Below are 17,879 nucleotides of genomic sequence, written 5' to 3'. Positions count from 1 at the left end.
GGGTGCGAGGCGACCTCGCACCGCTTCAAAGATCTAAGGAGGCCATAAGATGGCAAAGGAAAAGTTTGAGCGTAGCAAACCGCACGTTAACATCGGCACCATTGGTCACGTTGACCACGGTAAGACCACTCTGACTGCAGCGATCACCAAGTATTTTGGTGACTTCAAAGCGTATGACCAGATTGATGGCGCGCCCGAAGAGAAAGCCCGCGGTATCACCATCTCGACCGCGCACGTGGAATACGAGACCGACGCGCGTCACTACGCGCACGTCGACTGCCCCGGCCACGCTGACTATGTGAAGAACATGATCACCGGTGCGGCGCAGATGGACGGCGGTATCCTGGTTGTGAACGCAGCCGACGGCCCGATGCCCCAGACCCGCGAGCACATCCTGTTGGCGCGTCAGGTTGGTGTGCCTGCTCTGGTCGTGTTCATGAACAAAGTTGACCAGGTTGACGACGAAGAGCTGCTGGAGCTGGTGGAAATGGAAATCCGCGAGCTGCTGTCCGAATACGACTTCCCCGGTGACGATATCCCGATCATCGCAGGTTCGGCCCTGGCCGCAATGGAAGGCCGTGACCCGGAAATCGGCGAGAACAAGATCCGCGAACTGATGGAAGCCGTTGATTCGTACATCCCCGAGCCCGAGCGTGCCATCGACCAGCCGTTCCTGATGCCGATCGAAGACGTGTTCTCGATCTCGGGCCGTGGTACTGTTGTGACCGGCCGTGTGGAGCGTGGCGTGATCAACGTTGGTGACGAGATTGAAATCGTCGGCATCAAAGACACCACCAAAACCACCTGTACCGGTGTTGAAATGTTCCGCAAGCTGCTGGATCGCGGCGAAGCCGGCGACAACATCGGCGCCCTGCTGCGCGGCATCGACCGCGAGTCGGTTGAGCGTGGCCAGGTTCTGTGTGCCCCCGGTTCGGTGAACCCGCACACCAAGTTCGAAGCCGAGGTCTACATCCTGACCAAGGAAGAAGGCGGCCGTCACACTCCGTTCTTCGCGAACTACCGTCCGCAGTTCTACTTCCGTACCACGGACGTGACCGGCACCTGCATCCTGCCCGAGGGCACCGAGATGGTGATGCCCGGCGACAACCTGAAACTGTCGGCCGAGCTGATCTGCCCGATCGCGATGGAAGAAGGCCTGCGCTTCGCCATCCGCGAAGGTGGCCGCACCGTCGGTTCGGGTGTTGTCTCGAAAATCATCGAGTGATCCTGATCACATCGACTTAAAGAAGGGCCGCTCAAAAGAGCGGCCCTTTTTGCATGCGGGCAGCTTGATGAATGCCGCGTCTCGTGGTTCTTTGCTGCAGGCGCAATTCCGGAGCCCAATATGCCCAGTGTCAAAGTCTTTCAGGTCGGCTTCAACAAATGTGCGACACGCAGCCTGGCCCAGTTTTTTGAGGACAATGGCTATGCTGCTGCGCATTACCTGGGGGGACGCCTGGCGCGGAACATCCGTAACAGCAAGGCTGCGGGGACCCTGCCGTTGGAGCGCTGGTCGGACACTGTGCTTTTCTCGGATATGGAGCTTGTCACCGAGGACGCGTTGATCGAGTCCTACAAGGATTTTGCCTTCCTTGATCAGTGCTTTCCGGACGCTCATTTCATTCTGAACACCCGGCGGGTCGAGGCGTGGCTGCTAAGCCGGTTGCGCCATGAAAACGGGGACTACCTGAAACGCTATATGGCCGCGTATGGGGACGACAATCCGTTGCACGCATTGCAGCGGTGGCAGGAAGATTGGAACGTCCATCACCAAGCTGTACGCATGCATTTCGCGGATTGCCCTGACAGGTTTCTGGAATTCGACATAGACAACGACGACCCAGAGAAAATTGTTGCCCACTTTCGTGGAACCCTGGATCTGGATCCTGAAAAGTGGGGCCACCGGGGCAAGACAACTGGGTAGGGCGCGCTAAGGCATCAAGCTGCGCTCAAGCTCAGCGTGATCGGCGTGAATTATTCCTTGCCACCCCCCTTTAGCCCCTGTATATCGCGCGAGTTCGCAATTGCGAGCAGGGGCGGGATGATTCCCGCCTTTTGGGTTCGACGAGGGTTCGCGATGCGCGTGGGCCGTCCTCTCAACTCCAACGCCTAAGAAAAGGCTATGAAATGCAAAGCCAAAACATTCGCATTCGGCTGAAGGCATTCGATTTCCGCGTTCTGGACGCCAGCACCCAGGAAATCGTTAACACGGCAAAGCGCACCGGCGCATCTGTCCGTGGCCCGATCCCGCTGCCGAACAAGATTGAGAAGTTCACCGTTCTGCGTGGCCCTCACATCGACAAGAAATCCCGCGACCAGTTCGAGATCCGTACGCACAAGCGTATGCTCGACATCATTGATCCGACCCCCCAGACCGTTGACGCGCTGATGAAGCTCGACCTGGCCGCTGGTGTGGACGTCGAGATCAAGTTGCAGTCGTAAGATCGGAGGGTATAGAAAATGCGCTCTGGTATTATCGCTAAAAAGGTGGGCATGACCCGCCTGTTCATGGAAGACGGCAAGCAGATCCCTGTGACCGTTCTTCAGCTGGAAAACCTGCAGGTCGTTGGTCAGCGTACCGCCGACAAGCACGGCTACACTGCTGTTCAGCTGGGCTGTGGTTCGATCAAAGCAAAACGCGTCAGCAAAGCCATGCGCGGCCACTTCGCCGCTGCGTCGGTCGAGCCCAAGCGTAAGCTGGCCGAATTCCGCGTCTCCGAAGACAACCTGATCGAAGTTGGCGCCGAAATCTCGGCCGAGCATTATGTGTCCGGTCAGAAGGTGGACGTCGCCGGTACCTCGATCGGTAAAGGTTTCGCCGGTGCCATGAAACGCCACAACTTTGGTGGTCTGCGCGCCACGCACGGTGTGTCGATCAGCCACCGTTCGCACGGTTCGACCGGTCAGTGTCAGGACCCGGGCAAGGTGTTCAAAGGCAAGAAAATGGCCGGCCACATGGGTGCCGTCCGCGTGACCACTCAGAACCTGGAAGTCGTCAAAACCGACGCCGACCGCGGCCTGATCATGGTCAAAGGCGCCGTTCCTGGCTCCAAAGGCGGCTGGGTCACCATCAAGGACGCCGTGAAGAAGAAACTGCCCGAGAACGTTCCGTTCCCGGCTGCTCTGAAAACCGCTGCTGCTGAAGCCCCGGCTGAAGAAGCTCCTGCGGAAGGTGGTGAAGCATGAAACTTGATGTGATCAAACTGGACGGCGGCACCGCCGGTTCCGTGGAACTGTCCGAAGACCTGTTCGGTCTGGAGCCGCGTGCAGACATCCTGCACCGCGTGGTTCGCTGGCAGCGTAACAACGCTCAGGCCGGTACCCACAAGGTTCTGACCCGTTCCGAGGTGAGCTACTCGACCAAGAAGATATATCGCCAAAAAGGCACCGGTGGCGCGCGCCACGGGTCCCGCAAGGCGCCTATCTTCCGTAAAGGTGGTATCTACAAGGGTCCGACCCCGCGTAGCCACGGCCACGACCTGCCGAAGAAATTCCGCAAGCTGGGTCTGAAGCACGCCCTGTCCGCCAAAGCCAAGGCTGGCGAACTGGTTGTGATCGAAGCCGCCGAAACCGAGGGCAAGACCGCCGCTCTGGCCAAACAGGTTGCAAACCTGGGCTGGAAACGCGCCCTGATCATCGACGGTGCGTCGGTGAACGAGGGCTTCGCCCAAGCCGCCCGCAACATCGAAGGTCTGGATATCCTGCCGACGATGGGCGCTAACGTGTATGACATCCTGAAGCGTGACACCCTGGTGATCACCAAAGCAGGTGTCGAAGCTCTGGAGGCTCGCCTGAAATGACCACCAAGGCAGAACTGTACGACGTGATTCGCAAGCCCGTCATCACCGAGAAGGCCACCATGGCTTCGGAAACCGGTGCTGTCGTGTTTGAGGTCGCAATCGACGCCAACAAACCCCAGATCAAAGAGGCTGTTGAGACTCTGTTCGGTGTGAAGGTGAAAGCCGTCAACACCACGATCACCAAGGGTAAAGTAAAGCGTTTCCGCGGCCAGCTGGGCAAGCGTAAAGACGTCAAGAAAGCTTACGTGACCCTGGAAGAGGGCAACACGATCGACGTGTCCACCGGACTGTAAGATCTGAGCTTTGCAAGATTGAAGGGCCCCTCGGTGCAAACCGGGGGGCTTTTCTTGTTTTCTACTTTGATAGGTTTTCAATACTAAACGTGTCGACTTCGCGCCGGCAGAGCATCCGCTTGGAGTTCGCGAACATTGTCCCGTGAGGGCGCGCGCAGGCCAGGAGGTGCGCGCAATTGTTCGCCATTTTTGAGGAGAGCGACCGTCTGTCCTCATCCTAAACAATTAAGAGCTAAACAGAGTTTCGAGTCCAAAATGGCGGAACGTTGACCTTTCTCGTGAACTGCTGCAATTAGGCCAATAGACCTAATACAGTAACCCAGGGTTGAGGGATTTCTCTTTAGCCCAAAATTCCCTGCGCTATACGCATTTCGCCTTTGGCGGCTGAGAGACAGCTCTAACGGTACCGAAATAGAAAGGAGCCTGAGTTGACTACCCGTTTCCTCGTCGTTGGGCTGCCGCGGAGCGGCACAACTTATCTTATGAGTTTGTTGAATGCACACCCCAAGGTCCGTTGTGATGGCGAGATTTTTAACCCGAATAGTCTAATTATGCAGGGTGCGCCGCAGCAGGATGACGCGAGGATTCTGACAAGGGATACCTTCCCGAAAGCCTTCCTCGAAAAACACTTCATTCGACAGACCGAAGAAGACCCAAAGGCGCTTGCAGTGGGGTCGAAGTACATGATTGGGCACCACCCGGAAGTTTACGATTTTCTTAGGGCGCGGCCGGATATTCGTCTAATCTATGTGTACCGAGAGAATAAGCTGGCGCAAACAGCATCCCTCCTCAAGGCACTGCAAACCAAAAAATGGGCTACCCGCAATCCTCTGTCTGTCGATCGCACGCCCATCCCCGCTTGGCCAAGAAACGTGGCGATGCGGGTTCGGGAGCAGCAAACGACGGACCTGCTTTTCCAGAACTTTTTGGCAGGGATGCCTAACCCTTCTGTGACCTTCGAGTATCGCGAGATGTTTCAACCAGGTTTCAAAGACAGCCTGTGTCAATTTCTTGATGTGCCTAGCAGCCGCCGAATGAAGTCATGGCTTGTCAAACAGGGCGACAACAATATTTTGGCCCGCTTTGAGCACTCCAAGGCTATTGCGGAGTACTTCACAGCGATCGGGAAGGGGGATTGGTTAGAGCCTGAACTCTAGCCTATAAAGGCCCTAAGGCGTGCTAACTGAGCTGGCTCAGTCCAAACGAGAATGTGAATCCCTTTTTGATGCTGAGAATTGGAAAACTGGTCCTCATGCGGCGTGCATGTCTATAGGTGCTATCGTGGGTGAGGGTACTAGCACTGGGCTTGTTACTAGCGCTCCGATAAATTCAATGTGTCGAGATGCAATCTGTACAGATAAATGTGCAAAACAGTGAGGACTGAAATAGTGCGAAGATTTCTTACAGTCACGTGCATTCCAGGAACGTTGTTCATTTTGGGTTTATGGGAGTTGTGGGGAGCACTCGGACTAATTTGCGCTGTAGCTATATACATCGCAGTTGCGGTTTTATGGATGCGAATGGAGCTATAGCGGCATAGCTGCAGCTGAATGCGTGAATGTTTGGCCGCTAGAGATTGCCCGTGACCTGAGCCCCAAGTTTCCTCCACTTCACGGAGAGTCCTTGGGTTTGGTTTGATCCGCAGTCATCATTTAGGAGCTTAGTGGTTCCAATTGTTGTAGCGCTAATATTCATTGGAAATCTCGGGCGTGTTTTGCGAGGCCGGTCACTCAGGGAGTATTACTTGGGATCGTCGTTGCGAATTTGGTGACCTACGTGTTGATCGGGGACACGAGCGCTATTCTCGCCATAGGAACCTGTTGGAATATTCTTGTTTACTTTGTGGCCAGGTAATGTGGCGCCAAGCAGCGGTCATCTGGCCCCAGCGCGAGACGTCGATGCGCGAGATCATTCATGGTGAGGGAAGAATCTCGCCCCCACTATAGACACTCCAGCATTCCACTGCTAAAGACGCGCATCTCTTCGGCCTCGGATTCGTTCCGGGGCCGGTGAGTTTTGGAATCAGGGACCTTCGGGGCCCTAGCAAAGCGGCCACCTTCGGGGGGCTATAACATCGGGTGGGCCGTCGGCCTGCCTCACAAAACGGAAGACAGAAAGCATGGCACTCAAGTCGTATAAACCGACGACGCCGGGCCAGCGTGGGCTGGTTCTGATCGACCGTTCGGAGCTGTGGAAAGGACGTCCGGTCAAAGCCCTTACTGAGGGTTTGACCAAAAACGGCGGCCGGAACAATACCGGACGGATCACGATGCGCCGCAAAGGCGGTGGGGCAAAGCGCCTCTATCGTATCGTGGACTTCAAGCGCAACAAATTCGACGTTGCTGCAACGGTTGAGCGGATCGAATATGACCCCAACCGCACCGCGTTTATCGCGCTGATCAAATACGAAGATGGCGAACAGGCCTATATCCTTGCTCCGCAGCGTCTTGCTGTTGGGGATCAGGTGATTGCCTCGGCCAAAGCCGACATCAAGCCGGGTAACGCAATGCCGTTCTCGGGCATGCCGATCGGTACTATCATTCACAACATCGAAATGAAGCCCGGCAAAGGCGGTCAGATTGCCCGCGCAGCTGGTACTTATGCTCAGTTCGTTGGTCGTGACGGTGGCTACGCTCAGATCCGCCTGTCCTCGGGTGAACTGCGCCTGGTGCGTCAGGAATGCATGGCCACCGTCGGTGCCGTGTCGAACCCTGACAACAGCAACCAGAACTTCGGTAAAGCCGGTCGTATGCGCCACAAAGGCATCCGTCCGTCGGTCCGTGGTGTTGTCATGAACCCGATCGACCACCCCCATGGTGGTGGTGAAGGCCGGACCTCGGGTGGTCGTCACCCGGTGACCCCTTGGGGTAAACCGACCAAGGGTGCTCGTACCCGCAACAAGAACAAGGCGTCGCAGAAGCTGATCATCCGCTCGCGTCACGCTAAGAAGAAGGGCCGTTAACACATGGCACGTTCTGTTTGGAAAGGCCCCTTCGTGGATGCTTACGTGCTGAAAAAAGCCGAAGCAGCTCGCGAGTCGGGTCGCAACGAAGTCATCAAGATCTGGTCGCGTCGTTCCACCATCCTGCCCCAATTCGTTGGGCTGACCTTTGGTGTGTACAACGGCCAGAAACACGTTCCTGTGAACGTCAGCGAAGATATGATCGGCCAGAAGTTCGGTGAGTATTCGCCGACCCGGACCTACTATGGTCACGCGGCTGACAAAAAAGCGAAGCGGAAATAAGTCATGGGCAAGGCAAAGAACCCCCGCCGCGTGGCAGATAACGAAGCAATGGCCAAAGTGCGCATGCTTCGCACCAGCCCGCAGAAACTGAACCTGGTCGCCGCAATGATCCGTGGCAAGAAGGTGGACAAGGCTCTGACCGACCTGACCTTCTCGAAGAAACGGATCGCTCAGGACGTGAAGAAATGCCTTCAGTCCGCCATCGCGAACGCTGAAAACAACCACAACCTGGATGTCGACGAGCTGATCGTGGCAGAAGCTTACGTTGGTAAGAACCTGACCATGAAACGTGGTCGTCCCCGTGCCCGTGGTCGTTTTGGCAAGATCATGAAGCCGTTCTCGGAACTCACGATCACCGTGCGTCAGATTGAGGAGCAAGCCTAATGGGTCAGAAAGTAAATCCGATCGGCATGCGCCTTCAGGTCAATCGCACCTGGGACAGCCGCTGGTACGCGGACTCGAAAGATTACGGTGATCTTCTGCTGGAAGACATCAAGATCCGTGAGTTCATCAAGGAAGAGTGCAAACAGGCCGGCGTGGCCCGTGTGATCATCGAACGTCCGCACAAGAAGTGCCGCGTTACGATCCACACCGCACGTCCGGGCGTGATCATCGGCAAGAAAGGTGCAGACATCGAAGTGCTGCGCAAGAAGCTGGCGAACATGACCGATTCTGAGCTGCACCTGAACATCGTCGAAGTGCGCAAGCCCGAGCTGGACGCTCAGCTGGTCGCGGAATCGATTGCTCAGCAGCTGGAACGCCGTGTGTCCTTCCGTCGTGCCATGAAGCGCGGCGTGCAGAACGCAATGCGTATGGGCGCCCTGGGCATCCGTGTGAACGTTGCTGGCCGTCTGGGCGGTGCAGAAATCGCGCGTACCGAATGGTACCGTGAAGGCCGCGTGCCGCTGCACACCCTGCGTGCTGACATCGACTATGCCGCCGCCGAAGCGATGACCCCCTATGGCATCATCGGCATCAAAACCTGGATCTTCAAAGGCGAGATCATGGAACACGATCCTCAGGCTCGTGACCGTCGCGCCCAGGAAATCCAGGATGGTCCCGCGCCCCGTGGCGCTGGCGGCCGCCGCTAAGGAGATCTGAGTTATGCTTCAACCAAAGCGTACTAAATTCCGCAAGCAGCAGAAGGGCCGGATCAAAGGCCTGGCCAAGGGCGGTTCCGACCTGAACTTCGGTTCGTTTGGTCTTAAAGCCACCCAGCCCGAGCGTGTGACTGCGCGTCAGATCGAGGCCGCTCGTCGTGCCATGACGCGTCACATGAAACGTCAGGGCCGTGTCTGGATCCGTATCTTCCCCGATGTCCCCGTGACCTCGAAACCCGTCGAAGTTCGTATGGGTAAAGGTAAAGGTTCCGTGGACTACTGGGCTTGCAAGGTGAAGCCTGGCCGCATCATGTTCGAAATCGACGGCGTCGACGAAGATATCGCACGTGAAGCTCTGCGCCTGGCCGCGATGAAACTGCCGGTGAAAACCCGCGTCGTGGTTCGCGAAGACTGGTAAACAGCTGCAGTTTGCATCGCAAACTGTCGGCAGCGCGGTATAGGCAAAATCGCAGATTTTGTCTGGGCCGCGCCCCAGCCAAGAAAATCAAAAACCCCCGTCGAGCAATCGGCGGGGGTTTTCTTTGAGTATTTGAAGAGCAAAGAAGCGGGCTTTGTGGTGGTTCGGTCAGAGTGTTGGCGCAAGGGCTGAGGCGCCGCTCCGGCTTATTCCCACTTATAGTTAAAGCTCACCGACACCCGGTCATATTCCGAGCGGTTCAGGGGGACTTCGTGGCGCAGCCAGCTTTCCCAGAGCAGCACGTCGCCCACTTTGGGGGCCATGTAGATGAACGGTTGCAGGTCGCGGCGGGCGTCTTTGCGGCGGGCAGGGGCGGCCATCATGCGGCCCGAACGCGGGTCTTCCAGTTTCAGGGCGCTGGCGCCGTCGGGCATGGCCACATAGGTGGTGCCGGAAATCACCGAATGCGGATGCAGGTGGGATGAATGGGTGCCGCCCTCGGGCAGGATGTTGATCCACAAATCCTCGAGTACCAGTTTGCGCCCGTCCAGATCGAATTCCAGATCCTCGGCAAAGGCGGCGACATGTTTGTCCAGCGCCTCGATCAGGTCGGCGAAGACGGGAAAGCGCCAACCCAGGTCGGTCAGCGAGGCATAGGAGGTGTAGCCGGGATAACCGTTATCCTCGCACCATTGCTGGCCGGCCTCGTCGTCCTCGGCGATGGAATAGCACGAGGCCTCCATTTCATCGGCGTCGACCTTGGGGTCAAACTCGGACAGGGCGGCGCGGTACAGGCGGGTAACAAAGAGGGATTCGATCTGGGACATTGAGTCCTCCTGAGGCAGAGATTACAAATGGTCTGACGCATTTGGCCCGTGCCCTCAAGAGGCCGGAATGGCGCAGATTGTTCAGGGCAGGGGGACAGCGGGCGAAAAGCCTAGTTTTCCCTTGCTCCCAAAGGACAACCCTCTTATAGAGCAACATCTCGCGGATTCCGGGTGACTGGGATTCGCGCGTTTGTTTTTTGAATCCACCAGAGAATGGGTCACCCGTCATAAGGAGCTCACTGGTGTCAGAAAGAAGGAATGGCGAAATGTCCGCCACTGAACTGCGTGAAAAATCGCTGGACGAACTGCGCGAGCAGCTGTCCACCCTGAAGAAAGAAGCGTTTAACCTGCGCTTCCAGCAAGCAACCGGTCAACTGGAAAACACTGCACGCGTCAAAACCGTGCGTCGCGACGTCGCTCGTGTCCTGACCGTGTTGAACGCCAAAGCCGCTGAAGCAGCAGAATAAGGAGCCTGACAGATGCCCAAACGTATTCTCCAAGGCACCGTGACCTCGAATGCCAACGAACAAACCGTTACTGTTCAAGTCGAGCGCCGCTTTACGCACCCCGTTCTGAAGAAAACCATCCGTAAGTCCAAGAAATACCGGGCTCACGATGAGAACAACCAGTTCAACGTCGGTGACACCGTCCGTATCCAGGAATGTGCACCGAAGTCGAAGACCAAGCGTTGGGAAGTGATCGCCTAAGCAAGCCTTAGACGATCCCGACGCTTATTAGCGAAACCCTGGGGATCAGGACGCCTGCATGTCCCCCCATAGGTCGGGAGAAACCAAATGATCCAGATGCAGACCAATCTGGATGTAGCTGACAACTCTGGCGCTCGCCGAGTTCAGTGCATCAAGGTTCTGGGTGGCTCGAAGCGTAAATACGCTTCGGTAGGCGACATCATCGTCGTCTCCGTCAAAGAAGCCATCCCGCGCGGCCGCGTTAAAAAAGGGGACGTCCGCAAGGCCGTCGTCGTACGCACCGCCAAAGAAGTCCGTCGTGAAGATGGCACCGCGATCCGTTTTGATCGCAACGCAGCTGTTATCCTGAACAACAGCAACGAACCCGTCGGTACCCGTATCTTCGGGCCGGTTGTTCGTGAACTGCGCGCCAAAAACTTCATGAAGATCATCTCGCTCGCGCCGGAGGTGCTGTAAGATGGCTGCTAAGTTGAAAAAAGGCGACAAGGTCGTCGTGCTGGCCGGTAAGGACAAGGGCAAAGAGGGCACTATCACCTCGATCGACCCCAAGGCCGGCAAGGCCGTTGTGGAAGGCATCAACATTGCCATCCGCCACACCCGCCAGTCGCAAACCGAACAGGGCGGCCGCCTGCCTAAGGCACTGCCGATCCAGCTGTCGAACCTGGCAATCCTGGACGCAAATGGCAAACCGACCCGCGTTGGCTTCCGCATGGAAGGTGACAAGAAGGTTCGTTTCGCCAAGACCACGGGGGACGTGATCGATGCTTGATGCTGCAACCTATACCCCGCGTCTGAAGGCCCTGTACAAGGACTCGATCCGCGACGCTCTGAAAGAAGAGTTCGGCTACAAGAACGAGATGATGATCCCCAAGCTGGACAAGATCGTTCTGAACATCGGCTGTGGCGCTGAAGCTGTCAAAGACAGCAAGAAAGCCAAGTCGGCCGTCGAAGATCTGACCGCGATTGCAGGCCAGAAGGCTCTGACTACCGTCGCTCGTAACTCGATCGCTGGTTTCCGGGTTCGTGAAGGTATGCCGATGGGCGCGAAAGTGACCCTGCGTGCAGACCGCATGTACGAATTCCTGGACCGTCTGATCACCATCGCAATGCCCCGTATCCGCGACTTCCGCGGTGTTTCGGGTAAATCGTTCGATGGTCGTGGCAACTATGCCATGGGTCTGAAAGAGCACATCGTCTTCCCCGAGATTGACTTCGACAAAGTCGACGTGAACTGGGGCATGGACATTGTGATCGCCACAACCGCGAAAACCGACGCGGAAGCTAAGGCGCTGTTGAAGCACTTCAACATGCCCTTCAACAGCTAAGCGCGGGAGAGAGAATTATGGCTAAAAAATCCATGGTCGAGCGCGAGAAGAAGCGCGAGCGCCTGGTGGCAAAATACGCCGCTAAGCGTGCTGGTCTCAAAGAGATCATCAACGATCAAGACAAGCCGATGGAAGAGCGTTTCCGCGCTTCTCTGAAGCTTGCTAAACTGCCGCGCAACAGCTCGGCTGTCCGTTTGCACAACCGTTGTCAGCTGACCGGTCGTCCCCACGCTTACTATCGTAAGCTGAAGGTCAGCCGTATCATGCTGCGGGAACTGGGCTCGAATGGCCAGATCCCCGGTCTGGTGAAATCCAGCTGGTAAGGGAGAGACTTTTATGAACGATCCTATCGGCGATATGCTCACCCGTATCCGCAACTCTCAGATGCGTGGCAAGTCCACCGTTTCGACACCTGCGTCGAAACTGCGCGCCTGGGTCCTGGATGTACTGGCCGACGAAGGCTACATCCGCGGCTACGAAAAGGGCACTGATGTCAACGGTCACCCGACCCTTGAAATCAGCCTGAAATACTACGAAGGCACCCCTGTCATTCGCGAACTGAAGCGGGTTTCGAAACCCGGTCGTCGTGTTTACATGGGCGTCAATGACATCCCCACCGTCCGTCAGGGCCTGGGCGTGTCGATTGTCAGCACTCCGAAAGGTGTGATGTCGGACGCAAGCGCACGCTCCAACAATGTTGGCGGCGAAGTGCTCTGCACCGTCTTCTAAGGAGGTCTGCAATGTCTCGTATTGGTAAAAAACCGGTCGAGCTGCCCAGCGGCGTTTCCGCGTCGGTGTCCGGCCAGACCATCGAAGTCAAAGGCGCCAAGGCGTCGCAAAGCTTCACCGCATCCGACGACGTGACCATCACGGTTGAGGACAACTCGGTTGTCATCACCCCGCGTGGCAAGTCCAAGCGGGCGCGTCAACAGTGGGGCATGTCCCGCACCATGGTGGCCAACATGGTCACCGGTGTGACGACCGGCTTCAAAAAAGAGCTGGAGATCAACGGTGTTGGTTACCGGGCTCAGATGCAGGGCAACACCCTGAAACTGAACCTGGGCTACTCGCACGAGGTGAACTTCGAAGTGCCGGCCGGCGTGACCGTGACCGCACCGAAGCCCACCGTGATCGTTGTTGAAGGTGATGACTCGCAACTCGTCGGCCAGGTCGCGGCCAATATCCGCGAATGGCGTAAGCCCGAGCCCTACAAAGGCAAAGGTATCAAGTACAAAGACGAGTACATCTTCCGCAAAGAAGGCAAGAAGAAGTAAGGACGAGCAAAATGGCAAACAGCAAACGGACCCTGTTCCTGAAGCGCCGTCTGCGCGTTCGGAACAAGCAGCGGAAAGTGAACGGAGGCAAGCTGCGCTTGTCGGTTCACCGCTCGAACAAGAACATCAGCGCTCAGCTGATCGACGACGTCAAAGGCGTCACCCTGGCATCGGCCTCCTCGCTGGAGAAAGATCTGGGCGTGGTCGGCAAGAACAACGTCGAAGCAGCAACCAAGGTTGGTGCACTGATCGCAGAGCGTGCCAAGGCAGCCGGTGTCGAAGAATGTTACTTCGACCGTGGTGGCTTCCTGTTTCACGGCAAGGTGAAGGCTCTGGCCGACGCCGCGCGTGAAGGCGGTCTGAAGTTCTAAGAACCCTGTGGGGGGCGCGCCGCGCCCTCCCGATGATCCGGGGCCGGTCCTGTGGGCCGGTCACCAGGATTGAGTAATCATGGCGCAGCCGCGCCACCATGAAAAGGACTGTCCAATGGCAGAACGTGATAACCGTCGGGGTCGTGGTCGCAACCGCGAAGAAGAAACCCCGGAATTCGCCGATCGTCTGGTTGCAATCAACCGCGTATCGAAAACCGTTAAAGGTGGTAAGCGCTTTGGCTTCGCCGCTCTGGTCGTCGTTGGCGATCAAAAAGGCCGCGTTGGCTTTGGTAAAGGTAAAGCGAAAGAGGTCCCCGAGGCCATTCGTAAAGCCACCGAGCAAGCCAAGCGTCAGATGGTTCGCGTACCTCTGAAAGAGGGCCGCACCCTGCACCACGACATGGAAGGCCGTCACGGCGCCGGTAAAGTGGTCATGCGCACCGCTCCGGAAGGTACCGGAATCATCGCAGGTGGCCCGATGCGTGCCGTCTTCGAGATGCTGGGCATCAAAGACGTGGTTTCCAAGTCGATCGGCTCGCAGAACCCCTACAACATGATCCGCGCTACCATCGATGGCCTGACCAAAGAGTCCAGCCCCCGTTCGGTTGCTGCGCGTCGCGGTAAGAAAGTTGCTGACATCCTGCGCAAGGACGAAGCAGCGGCCCCCGCCGAAGCTGAAGCGTAAGGAGAGCAGATCATGGCTAAAACCATCGTTGTGAAACAGATCGGCTCGCCGATCCGTCGCCCCGCCGTCCAGCGTCAGACCCTGATCGGTCTGGGCCTGAACAAGATGCACAAGACCCGCGAACTGGAGGATACTCCTTCGATCCGTGGCATGGTCGCGAAAATCCCGCACCTGGTCGAAATCATCGAAGAGCGCGACTAAGCGATCTTTGGGCCCTGTGCCCGAATGACATCCAAGACACCCCGCTGCTTGCAGCGGGGTGTTTTCGTTTCCCGAGAGGCGGCAATTTTTCATTCTGCCTATTTGCTATGCACTGAGTGCATTGCGGGGTTTCGGCATTCGCTATGGATATGGAAGCTTTGCTGCCGTATCCGGGCGCCAACGCTTTCAATGAATATGGACCCCGAAATGGCAAACGCAACAAACCTGGTCGGCATGACCATCCGCGCGTTCTTTGGTAAACTGACCCGCGCCGTGACCAACCCCGTTCCCTGCTGGGAAGATTATCTGCGCCAGACGCGCTGATCCCTCTCGCGTCATTGTGATCACCGAGTGAACAAGCGCCGCGGCCATGCCGGGGCGTTTTGTCGTTCTGCTGGGCATCACAACACTTGCTTCATAAGGGCCAGGGGTCTATACGCCCCCGGTGGCCATCTGGCCGCAAAAGAATCAATCAAGAAAAGCCGTGTTTGGCCCCCTACGCTTCATGGGTCAGTTCCGGCAAAGGAGAAGCGACATGAAATTGCATGAACTGCGCGACAACGAAGGCGCAACCAAGAAACGCACACGCGTTGGCCGTGGCCCGGGTTCGGGCAAAGGTAAAATGGGTGGCCGTGGTATCAAAGGTCAAAAATCGCGCTCGGGTGTGGCCATCAACGGCTACGAGGGCGGCCAGATGCCCCTGTACCAACGTCTTCCCAAGCGTGGCTTCAACAAGCCCAACCGCAAGGAATTCGCTGTTGTGAACCTGGGTCTGATCGCCAAGTTCATCGAAGCCGGCAAGCTGGACGCTTCGGCCGCGATCACCGAGGACGCACTGGTTGCCTCGGGTCTGGTCCGCCGCAAGCTGGATGGCATCCGCGTTCTGGCCAAAGGCGAGATCGGGACTGCCGTTAACCTGGAAGTGACCGGTGCCTCGAAATCGGCTATCGAAGCCGTCGAAAAGGCCGGTGGCTCGCTGAAGGTCGCGGCTGCCGCAGAATAACGGGTTGTGAGCGGCGACGAGGCCGCTTAGATACAACTTAGTTTTCCTAAGAACGCCGCCCGAGCTGGAAAACGCTCTGGGCGGCGTTGCTACATAAGAGAGACCGAATATGGCATCTGCAGTCGAACAAATGGCCGCGAACACCAGCTGGGGACAGCTGGCGAAGGCGACGGACCTGCGCAGCCGCATCCTGTTCACCATCATGCTTCTGATCGTTTGCCGTGTCGGCACGTTCATCCCAGTTCCGGGCATTGACGGCGTAGCGCTGCGTGACTTTATGGAAGGCGCGGCCGCTGGTCTGGGCGGGATCTTGTCGATGTTCACGGGTGGCGCCCTGGGCCGCATGGGGATTTTCGCGCTGGGGATCATGCCCTACATCTCTGCCTCGATCATCGTGCAGCTTCTGACGGCCATGGTGCCTCAGTTGGAGCAACTGAAAAAAGAGGGTGACGCAGGCCGCAAGAAGATCAACCAGTATACCCGCTATGGCACCGTGCTGCTGGCGACGATGCAGGCCTATGGTCTTGCTGTCTCGCTTGAGGCGGGCGAGCTGGTGACCGATCCTGGTCTCTATTTCCGCGTCTCCTGCGTGATTACGCTGGTTGGCGGCACCATGTTCATGATGTGGCTGGGGGATCAGATCACCAGCCGCGGCATCGGTAACGGCATCTCTCTGATTATCTTCGTCGGCATCATCGCCGAGGTTCCCGCAGCGCTGGCTCAATTTCTGAGCCAAGGCCGTTCGGGTGCCATCAGCCCGGCCGTGATTATCGGTGTGTTCGTCATGGTCGTGGCGGTGATTGCCTTTGTGGTCTTCATGGAGCGCGCTCTGCGCAAAATCAACATCCAGTATCCGCGCCGTCAGGTGGGGATGAAGGTCTATGACGGCGGCAGCTCGCACCTGCCGATCAAGGTCAACCCCGCAGGCGTGATCCCCGCGATCTTTGCCAGCTCGTTGCTGTTGCTGCCGACTACGATCAGCACCTTCTCGGGGTCGCAAACAGGCCCGGTCATGTCGACCCTGCTGGCCTACTTTGGTCCCGGGCAGCCGCTGTACCTGCTGTTCTTCGTCGGGATGATCGTGTTCTTTGCCTACTTCTATACGTTCAACGTTTCGTTCAAACCTGACGAGGTCGCGGACAACCTGAAAAACCAGAACGGATTTGTTCCCGGCATTCGCCCCGGTAAGAAAACCGCTGAGTATCTGGAATACGTGGCCAACCGCGTTCTGGTGCTGGGTTCGGCTTACCTTGCGGCAGTTTGTCTCTTGCCCGAGATTCTGCGTAGCCAACTGGCGATCCCCTTCTATTTTGGCGGCACCTCGGTTCTGATCGTCGTGTCGGTGACCATGGACACTATTCAACAGGTCCAAAGCCACCTGCTGGCGCACCAATACGAAGGTCTGATTGAGAAGTCGCAGCTTCGCGGCAAAGGTAAAAAACGCGCACGCAAAGGACCCTCACGTCGATGAACATTATTCTGCTTGGACCGCCCGGCGCGGGCAAAGGAACTCAGGCCGCATTCCTGGTCGAAAACCGTGACATGATCCAGCTGAGCACCGGCGACATGCTGCGCGAAGCCAAGGCAAGCGGCTCGGAAATGGGTCAGTTGGTTGCCAAGGTCATGGACAGCGGTGGCTTGGTCACCGACGAGATCGTCATCGGCCTGATCCGCGAGAAGCTGGACGGCGACAAAAAGGGCGGGTTCATCTTTGACGGCTTCCCCCGCACGCTGGCTCAGGCTGACGCGCTGAGTGAGTTGCTGGCTGAAAAGGGCGAGACCCTGGACGCCGTGATCGAGATGCAGGTCGAGGACGAAGTTCTGGTCAAGCGTATCGTTAACCGCGCCGCCGAGGCTGTCGCCGCAGGTGGCACCGCGCGTGCAGACGATAACGAGGAAAGCGTCCGTTTCCGCCTGATGGAATACTACAAGAAGACCGCGCCGCTGATCGGCTACTACCACGCCAAGGGTAACCTGACCTCGATCGACGGTCTGGGCTCGATCGACGAAGTTCAGGGCGCAATCGCCGCGATTCTGGACTAATCAGGGTACGAATAGGGAAGGGGGCTTGACGGCCCTCTTTTTTCCTCCTACCCAGCAACATCTCTATTACGAGAATGATTCTCGGCAGACATATGCGCCGAAGATCTTATCACCTGGATCAGCTGAGGCCCGGCGGAAAAATCGTCGGGCTTACGTTGTGAAAAAAGGTTCTGGAACTACGGAACCGCAACGAAAAGGAAAGTGACACGTGGCACGTATCGCCGGCGTAAACATCCCCACTGCAAAGCGGGTACCCATCGCCCTCACCTACATCACCGGTATCGGCCCCGCATCGGCCAAAGCCATCTGCGAAGCTGTGAACATCGACTCGACTCGTCGTGTGAACGAACTGTCGGACGCCGAAGTTCTGTCCATCCGCGAGCACATCGACGCCAACTACACCGTCGAAGGTGACCTGCGCCGCGAAGTGCAGATGAACATCAAGCGTCTGATGGACCTGGGTTGCTACCGTGGCCTGCGTCATCGCCGCAGCCTGCCCGTACGCGGTCAGCGTACGCACACCAACGCTCGCACCCGCAAAGGCCCCGCAAAGGCCATTGCCGGTAAGAAGAAGTAAGGGAGGGCAGC

General features: G+C 57.4%; 28 protein-coding genes. 27 read left to right on the top strand and 1 reads right to left on the bottom strand.

Annotated elements, in window-relative coordinates:
- Window positions 1-49: 49 nt before the first annotated feature.
- The 12 genes from tuf (at window position 50) to rplP (ending at window position 8,855) form a co-directional block, all read left to right on the top strand.
- Entirely contained in the window at window positions 50-1,225 is a 1,176-nt protein-coding gene (gene tuf, locus ACOQOQ_RS01800; RefSeq protein ID WP_420568450.1) for an elongation factor Tu, read from the top strand.
- 120 nt (window positions 1,226-1,345) lie between these two features.
- Window positions 1,346-1,924, top strand: a complete 579-nt coding sequence (locus tag ACOQOQ_RS01795; RefSeq protein ID WP_420568449.1) for a sulfotransferase — start codon at window positions 1,346-1,348, stop codon at window positions 1,922-1,924.
- 203 nt (window positions 1,925-2,127) lie between these two features.
- Window positions 2,128-2,442 carry a 30S ribosomal protein S10 gene (gene rpsJ, locus ACOQOQ_RS01790; protein WP_420568448.1) on the top strand — a complete coding sequence of 105 codons (315 nt, stop codon included), beginning with the start codon at window positions 2,128-2,130 and terminating at the stop codon, window positions 2,440-2,442.
- 18 nt (window positions 2,443-2,460) lie between these two features.
- The gene (gene rplC, locus ACOQOQ_RS01785) at window positions 2,461-3,186 is read left to right on the top strand and encodes a 50S ribosomal protein L3 (RefSeq protein ID WP_420568447.1); all 726 of its coding nucleotides are present in this window, start codon (window positions 2,461-2,463) and stop codon (window positions 3,184-3,186) included.
- Window positions 3,183-3,800, top strand: a complete 618-nt coding sequence (rplD, locus tag ACOQOQ_RS01780; protein ID WP_420568446.1) for a 50S ribosomal protein L4 — start codon at window positions 3,183-3,185, stop codon at window positions 3,798-3,800. The genes rplC and rplD overlap by 4 nt, the downstream gene beginning before the upstream one ends.
- A complete protein-coding gene (locus ACOQOQ_RS01775) occupies window positions 3,797-4,093 on the top strand; it encodes a 50S ribosomal protein L23 (protein ID WP_420568445.1) in 297 nt (98 codons plus the stop codon). The genes rplD and ACOQOQ_RS01775 overlap by 4 nt, the downstream gene beginning before the upstream one ends.
- A gap of 428 nt (window positions 4,094-4,521) precedes the next feature.
- Window positions 4,522-5,250 (top strand): sulfotransferase, encoded by a 729-nt coding sequence (locus ACOQOQ_RS01770; protein WP_420568444.1) that lies wholly within the window; start codon window positions 4,522-4,524, stop codon window positions 5,248-5,250.
- 962 nt (window positions 5,251-6,212) lie between these two features.
- Window positions 6,213-7,055, top strand: a complete 843-nt coding sequence (gene rplB / locus ACOQOQ_RS01765; RefSeq protein WP_420568443.1) for a 50S ribosomal protein L2 — start codon at window positions 6,213-6,215, stop codon at window positions 7,053-7,055.
- 3 nt (window positions 7,056-7,058) lie between these two features.
- Window positions 7,059-7,337 (top strand): 30S ribosomal protein S19, encoded by a 279-nt coding sequence (rpsS, locus tag ACOQOQ_RS01760; RefSeq protein WP_136338417.1) that lies wholly within the window; start codon window positions 7,059-7,061, stop codon window positions 7,335-7,337.
- A gap of 3 nt (window positions 7,338-7,340) precedes the next feature.
- Complete coding sequence (gene rplV / locus ACOQOQ_RS01755; RefSeq protein ID WP_420568442.1) at window positions 7,341-7,721, top strand: 50S ribosomal protein L22; 381 nt, start codon at window positions 7,341-7,343, stop codon at window positions 7,719-7,721.
- Entirely contained in the window at window positions 7,721-8,428 is a 708-nt protein-coding gene (rpsC, locus tag ACOQOQ_RS01750; protein WP_420568441.1) for a 30S ribosomal protein S3, read from the top strand. Before rplV ends, rpsC begins: the two co-directional genes overlap by 1 nt.
- 13 nt (window positions 8,429-8,441) lie before the next feature.
- Window positions 8,442-8,855 (top strand): 50S ribosomal protein L16, encoded by a 414-nt coding sequence (rplP, locus tag ACOQOQ_RS01745; RefSeq protein WP_420568440.1) that lies wholly within the window; start codon window positions 8,442-8,444, stop codon window positions 8,853-8,855.
- Window positions 8,856-9,061: 206 nt separating this feature from the next.
- On the opposite strand, the gene ACOQOQ_RS01740 is transcribed toward rplP, so the two are convergent.
- Complete coding sequence (locus ACOQOQ_RS01740) at window positions 9,062-9,682, bottom strand: 2OG-Fe(II) oxygenase family protein (RefSeq protein ID WP_420568439.1); 621 nt, start codon at window positions 9,680-9,682, stop codon at window positions 9,062-9,064.
- 266 nt (window positions 9,683-9,948) lie between these two features.
- Here ACOQOQ_RS01740 and rpmC point away from each other — a divergent pair, with 266 nt between their 5' ends.
- The 15 genes from rpmC (at window position 9,949) to rpsM (ending at window position 17,868) form a co-directional block, all read left to right on the top strand.
- Window positions 9,949-10,149 carry a 50S ribosomal protein L29 gene (gene rpmC, locus ACOQOQ_RS01735; protein ID WP_420568438.1) on the top strand — a complete coding sequence of 67 codons (201 nt, stop codon included), beginning with the start codon at window positions 9,949-9,951 and terminating at the stop codon, window positions 10,147-10,149.
- Window positions 10,150-10,161: 12 nt separating this feature from the next.
- A complete protein-coding gene (rpsQ, locus tag ACOQOQ_RS01730) occupies window positions 10,162-10,389 on the top strand; it encodes a 30S ribosomal protein S17 (protein WP_420568437.1) in 228 nt (75 codons plus the stop codon).
- Between the two features lie 87 nt (window positions 10,390-10,476).
- Window positions 10,477-10,845: a 50S ribosomal protein L14 gene (rplN, locus tag ACOQOQ_RS01725; RefSeq protein ID WP_005849814.1), complete on the top strand. Its 369-nt coding sequence runs from the start codon at window positions 10,477-10,479 to the stop codon at window positions 10,843-10,845.
- Window position 10,846: 1 nt separating this feature from the next.
- Window positions 10,847-11,158 carry a 50S ribosomal protein L24 gene (gene rplX / locus ACOQOQ_RS01720; protein WP_420568436.1) on the top strand — a complete coding sequence of 104 codons (312 nt, stop codon included), beginning with the start codon at window positions 10,847-10,849 and terminating at the stop codon, window positions 11,156-11,158.
- Entirely contained in the window at window positions 11,151-11,714 is a 564-nt protein-coding gene (rplE, locus tag ACOQOQ_RS01715) for a 50S ribosomal protein L5 (protein ID WP_420568435.1), read from the top strand. Before rplX ends, rplE begins: the two co-directional genes overlap by 8 nt.
- A 17-nt stretch (window positions 11,715-11,731) precedes the next feature.
- Window positions 11,732-12,037, top strand: a complete 306-nt coding sequence (gene rpsN / locus ACOQOQ_RS01710; protein ID WP_420568434.1) for a 30S ribosomal protein S14 — start codon at window positions 11,732-11,734, stop codon at window positions 12,035-12,037.
- 13 nt (window positions 12,038-12,050) lie between these two features.
- On the top strand, window positions 12,051-12,443 hold the full coding sequence (gene rpsH / locus ACOQOQ_RS01705; protein ID WP_420568433.1) for a 30S ribosomal protein S8: 393 nt from the start codon (window positions 12,051-12,053) through the stop codon (window positions 12,441-12,443).
- 11 nt (window positions 12,444-12,454) lie between these two features.
- Window positions 12,455-12,988, top strand: a complete 534-nt coding sequence (gene rplF / locus ACOQOQ_RS01700) for a 50S ribosomal protein L6 (protein ID WP_420568432.1) — start codon at window positions 12,455-12,457, stop codon at window positions 12,986-12,988.
- Between the two features lie 11 nt (window positions 12,989-12,999).
- Complete coding sequence (gene rplR / locus ACOQOQ_RS01695; RefSeq protein WP_420568431.1) at window positions 13,000-13,359, top strand: 50S ribosomal protein L18; 360 nt, start codon at window positions 13,000-13,002, stop codon at window positions 13,357-13,359.
- Window positions 13,360-13,474: 115 nt separating this feature from the next.
- Window positions 13,475-14,044 (top strand): 30S ribosomal protein S5, encoded by a 570-nt coding sequence (gene rpsE / locus ACOQOQ_RS01690; protein ID WP_420568430.1) that lies wholly within the window; start codon window positions 13,475-13,477, stop codon window positions 14,042-14,044.
- Between the two features lie 12 nt (window positions 14,045-14,056).
- Entirely contained in the window at window positions 14,057-14,245 is a 189-nt protein-coding gene (gene rpmD, locus ACOQOQ_RS01685) for a 50S ribosomal protein L30 (RefSeq protein WP_420568429.1), read from the top strand.
- Window positions 14,246-14,780: 535 nt separating this feature from the next.
- Window positions 14,781-15,248: a 50S ribosomal protein L15 gene (rplO, locus tag ACOQOQ_RS01680; protein ID WP_420568428.1), complete on the top strand. Its 468-nt coding sequence runs from the start codon at window positions 14,781-14,783 to the stop codon at window positions 15,246-15,248.
- Between the two features lie 109 nt (window positions 15,249-15,357).
- Window positions 15,358-16,719 carry a preprotein translocase subunit SecY gene (secY, locus tag ACOQOQ_RS01675; RefSeq protein WP_420568427.1) on the top strand — a complete coding sequence of 454 codons (1,362 nt, stop codon included), beginning with the start codon at window positions 15,358-15,360 and terminating at the stop codon, window positions 16,717-16,719.
- A complete protein-coding gene (locus tag ACOQOQ_RS01670) occupies window positions 16,716-17,291 on the top strand; it encodes an adenylate kinase (protein WP_420568426.1) in 576 nt (191 codons plus the stop codon). The genes secY and ACOQOQ_RS01670 overlap by 4 nt, the downstream gene beginning before the upstream one ends.
- 208 nt (window positions 17,292-17,499) lie before the next feature.
- The gene (rpsM, locus tag ACOQOQ_RS01665) at window positions 17,500-17,868 is read left to right on the top strand and encodes a 30S ribosomal protein S13 (RefSeq protein WP_420568425.1); all 369 of its coding nucleotides are present in this window, start codon (window positions 17,500-17,502) and stop codon (window positions 17,866-17,868) included.
- Window positions 17,869-17,879 lie beyond the last annotated feature (11 nt).

The sequence above is a fragment of the Thalassovita sp. genome (assembly GCF_965218685.1).
Classification (GTDB): domain Bacteria; phylum Pseudomonadota; class Alphaproteobacteria; order Rhodobacterales; family Rhodobacteraceae; genus Thalassobius.
The sequence above is the reverse complement of the archived record's forward strand: the minus strand, read 5'-3'. Positions and strand labels throughout refer to the sequence as shown.

Excerpts from the sequence above, each read along its gene's own strand:
- rpsJ (WP_420568448.1), top strand. The coding sequence starts at position 2,128 with ATGCAAAGCCAAAACATTCGCATTCGGCTGAAGGCATTCGATTTCCGC.
- rpsS (WP_136338417.1), top strand. The coding sequence starts at position 7,059 with ATGGCACGTTCTGTTTGGAAAGGCCCCTTCGTGGATGCTTACGTGCTG.
- rpsN (WP_420568434.1), top strand. The coding sequence starts at position 11,732 with ATGGCTAAAAAATCCATGGTCGAGCGCGAGAAGAAGCGCGAGCGCCTG.
- rpsH (WP_420568433.1), top strand. The coding sequence starts at position 12,051 with ATGAACGATCCTATCGGCGATATGCTCACCCGTATCCGCAACTCTCAG.
- rplO (WP_420568428.1), top strand. The coding sequence starts at position 14,781 with ATGAAATTGCATGAACTGCGCGACAACGAAGGCGCAACCAAGAAACGC.
- rplN (WP_005849814.1), top strand. The coding sequence starts at position 10,477 with ATGATCCAGATGCAGACCAATCTGGATGTAGCTGACAACTCTGGCGCT.
- rplX (WP_420568436.1), top strand. The coding sequence starts at position 10,847 with ATGGCTGCTAAGTTGAAAAAAGGCGACAAGGTCGTCGTGCTGGCCGGT.
- secY (WP_420568427.1), top strand. The coding sequence starts at position 15,358 with ATGGCATCTGCAGTCGAACAAATGGCCGCGAACACCAGCTGGGGACAG.
- tuf (WP_420568450.1), top strand. The coding sequence starts at position 50 with ATGGCAAAGGAAAAGTTTGAGCGTAGCAAACCGCACGTTAACATCGGC.
- rplD (WP_420568446.1), top strand. The coding sequence starts at position 3,183 with ATGAAACTTGATGTGATCAAACTGGACGGCGGCACCGCCGGTTCCGTG.
- rplB (WP_420568443.1), top strand. The coding sequence starts at position 6,213 with ATGGCACTCAAGTCGTATAAACCGACGACGCCGGGCCAGCGTGGGCTG.
- ACOQOQ_RS01775 (WP_420568445.1), top strand. The coding sequence starts at position 3,797 with ATGACCACCAAGGCAGAACTGTACGACGTGATTCGCAAGCCCGTCATC.
- rpsQ (WP_420568437.1), top strand. The coding sequence starts at position 10,162 with ATGCCCAAACGTATTCTCCAAGGCACCGTGACCTCGAATGCCAACGAA.
- rpmC (WP_420568438.1), top strand. The coding sequence starts at position 9,949 with ATGTCCGCCACTGAACTGCGTGAAAAATCGCTGGACGAACTGCGCGAG.
- rpsE (WP_420568430.1), top strand. The coding sequence starts at position 13,475 with ATGGCAGAACGTGATAACCGTCGGGGTCGTGGTCGCAACCGCGAAGAA.
- rplE (WP_420568435.1), top strand. The coding sequence starts at position 11,151 with ATGCTTGATGCTGCAACCTATACCCCGCGTCTGAAGGCCCTGTACAAG.
- ACOQOQ_RS01740 (WP_420568439.1), bottom strand. The coding sequence starts at position 9,682 with ATGTCCCAGATCGAATCCCTCTTTGTTACCCGCCTGTACCGCGCCGCC.
- ACOQOQ_RS01795 (WP_420568449.1), top strand. The coding sequence starts at position 1,346 with ATGCCCAGTGTCAAAGTCTTTCAGGTCGGCTTCAACAAATGTGCGACA.
- rplF (WP_420568432.1), top strand. The coding sequence starts at position 12,455 with ATGTCTCGTATTGGTAAAAAACCGGTCGAGCTGCCCAGCGGCGTTTCC.
- rplC (WP_420568447.1), top strand. The coding sequence starts at position 2,461 with ATGCGCTCTGGTATTATCGCTAAAAAGGTGGGCATGACCCGCCTGTTC.
- rplR (WP_420568431.1), top strand. The coding sequence starts at position 13,000 with ATGGCAAACAGCAAACGGACCCTGTTCCTGAAGCGCCGTCTGCGCGTT.
- rpmD (WP_420568429.1), top strand. The coding sequence starts at position 14,057 with ATGGCTAAAACCATCGTTGTGAAACAGATCGGCTCGCCGATCCGTCGC.
- rplP (WP_420568440.1), top strand. The coding sequence starts at position 8,442 with ATGCTTCAACCAAAGCGTACTAAATTCCGCAAGCAGCAGAAGGGCCGG.
- ACOQOQ_RS01670 (WP_420568426.1), top strand. The coding sequence starts at position 16,716 with ATGAACATTATTCTGCTTGGACCGCCCGGCGCGGGCAAAGGAACTCAG.
- rplV (WP_420568442.1), top strand. The coding sequence starts at position 7,341 with ATGGGCAAGGCAAAGAACCCCCGCCGCGTGGCAGATAACGAAGCAATG.
- rpsC (WP_420568441.1), top strand. The coding sequence starts at position 7,721 with ATGGGTCAGAAAGTAAATCCGATCGGCATGCGCCTTCAGGTCAATCGC.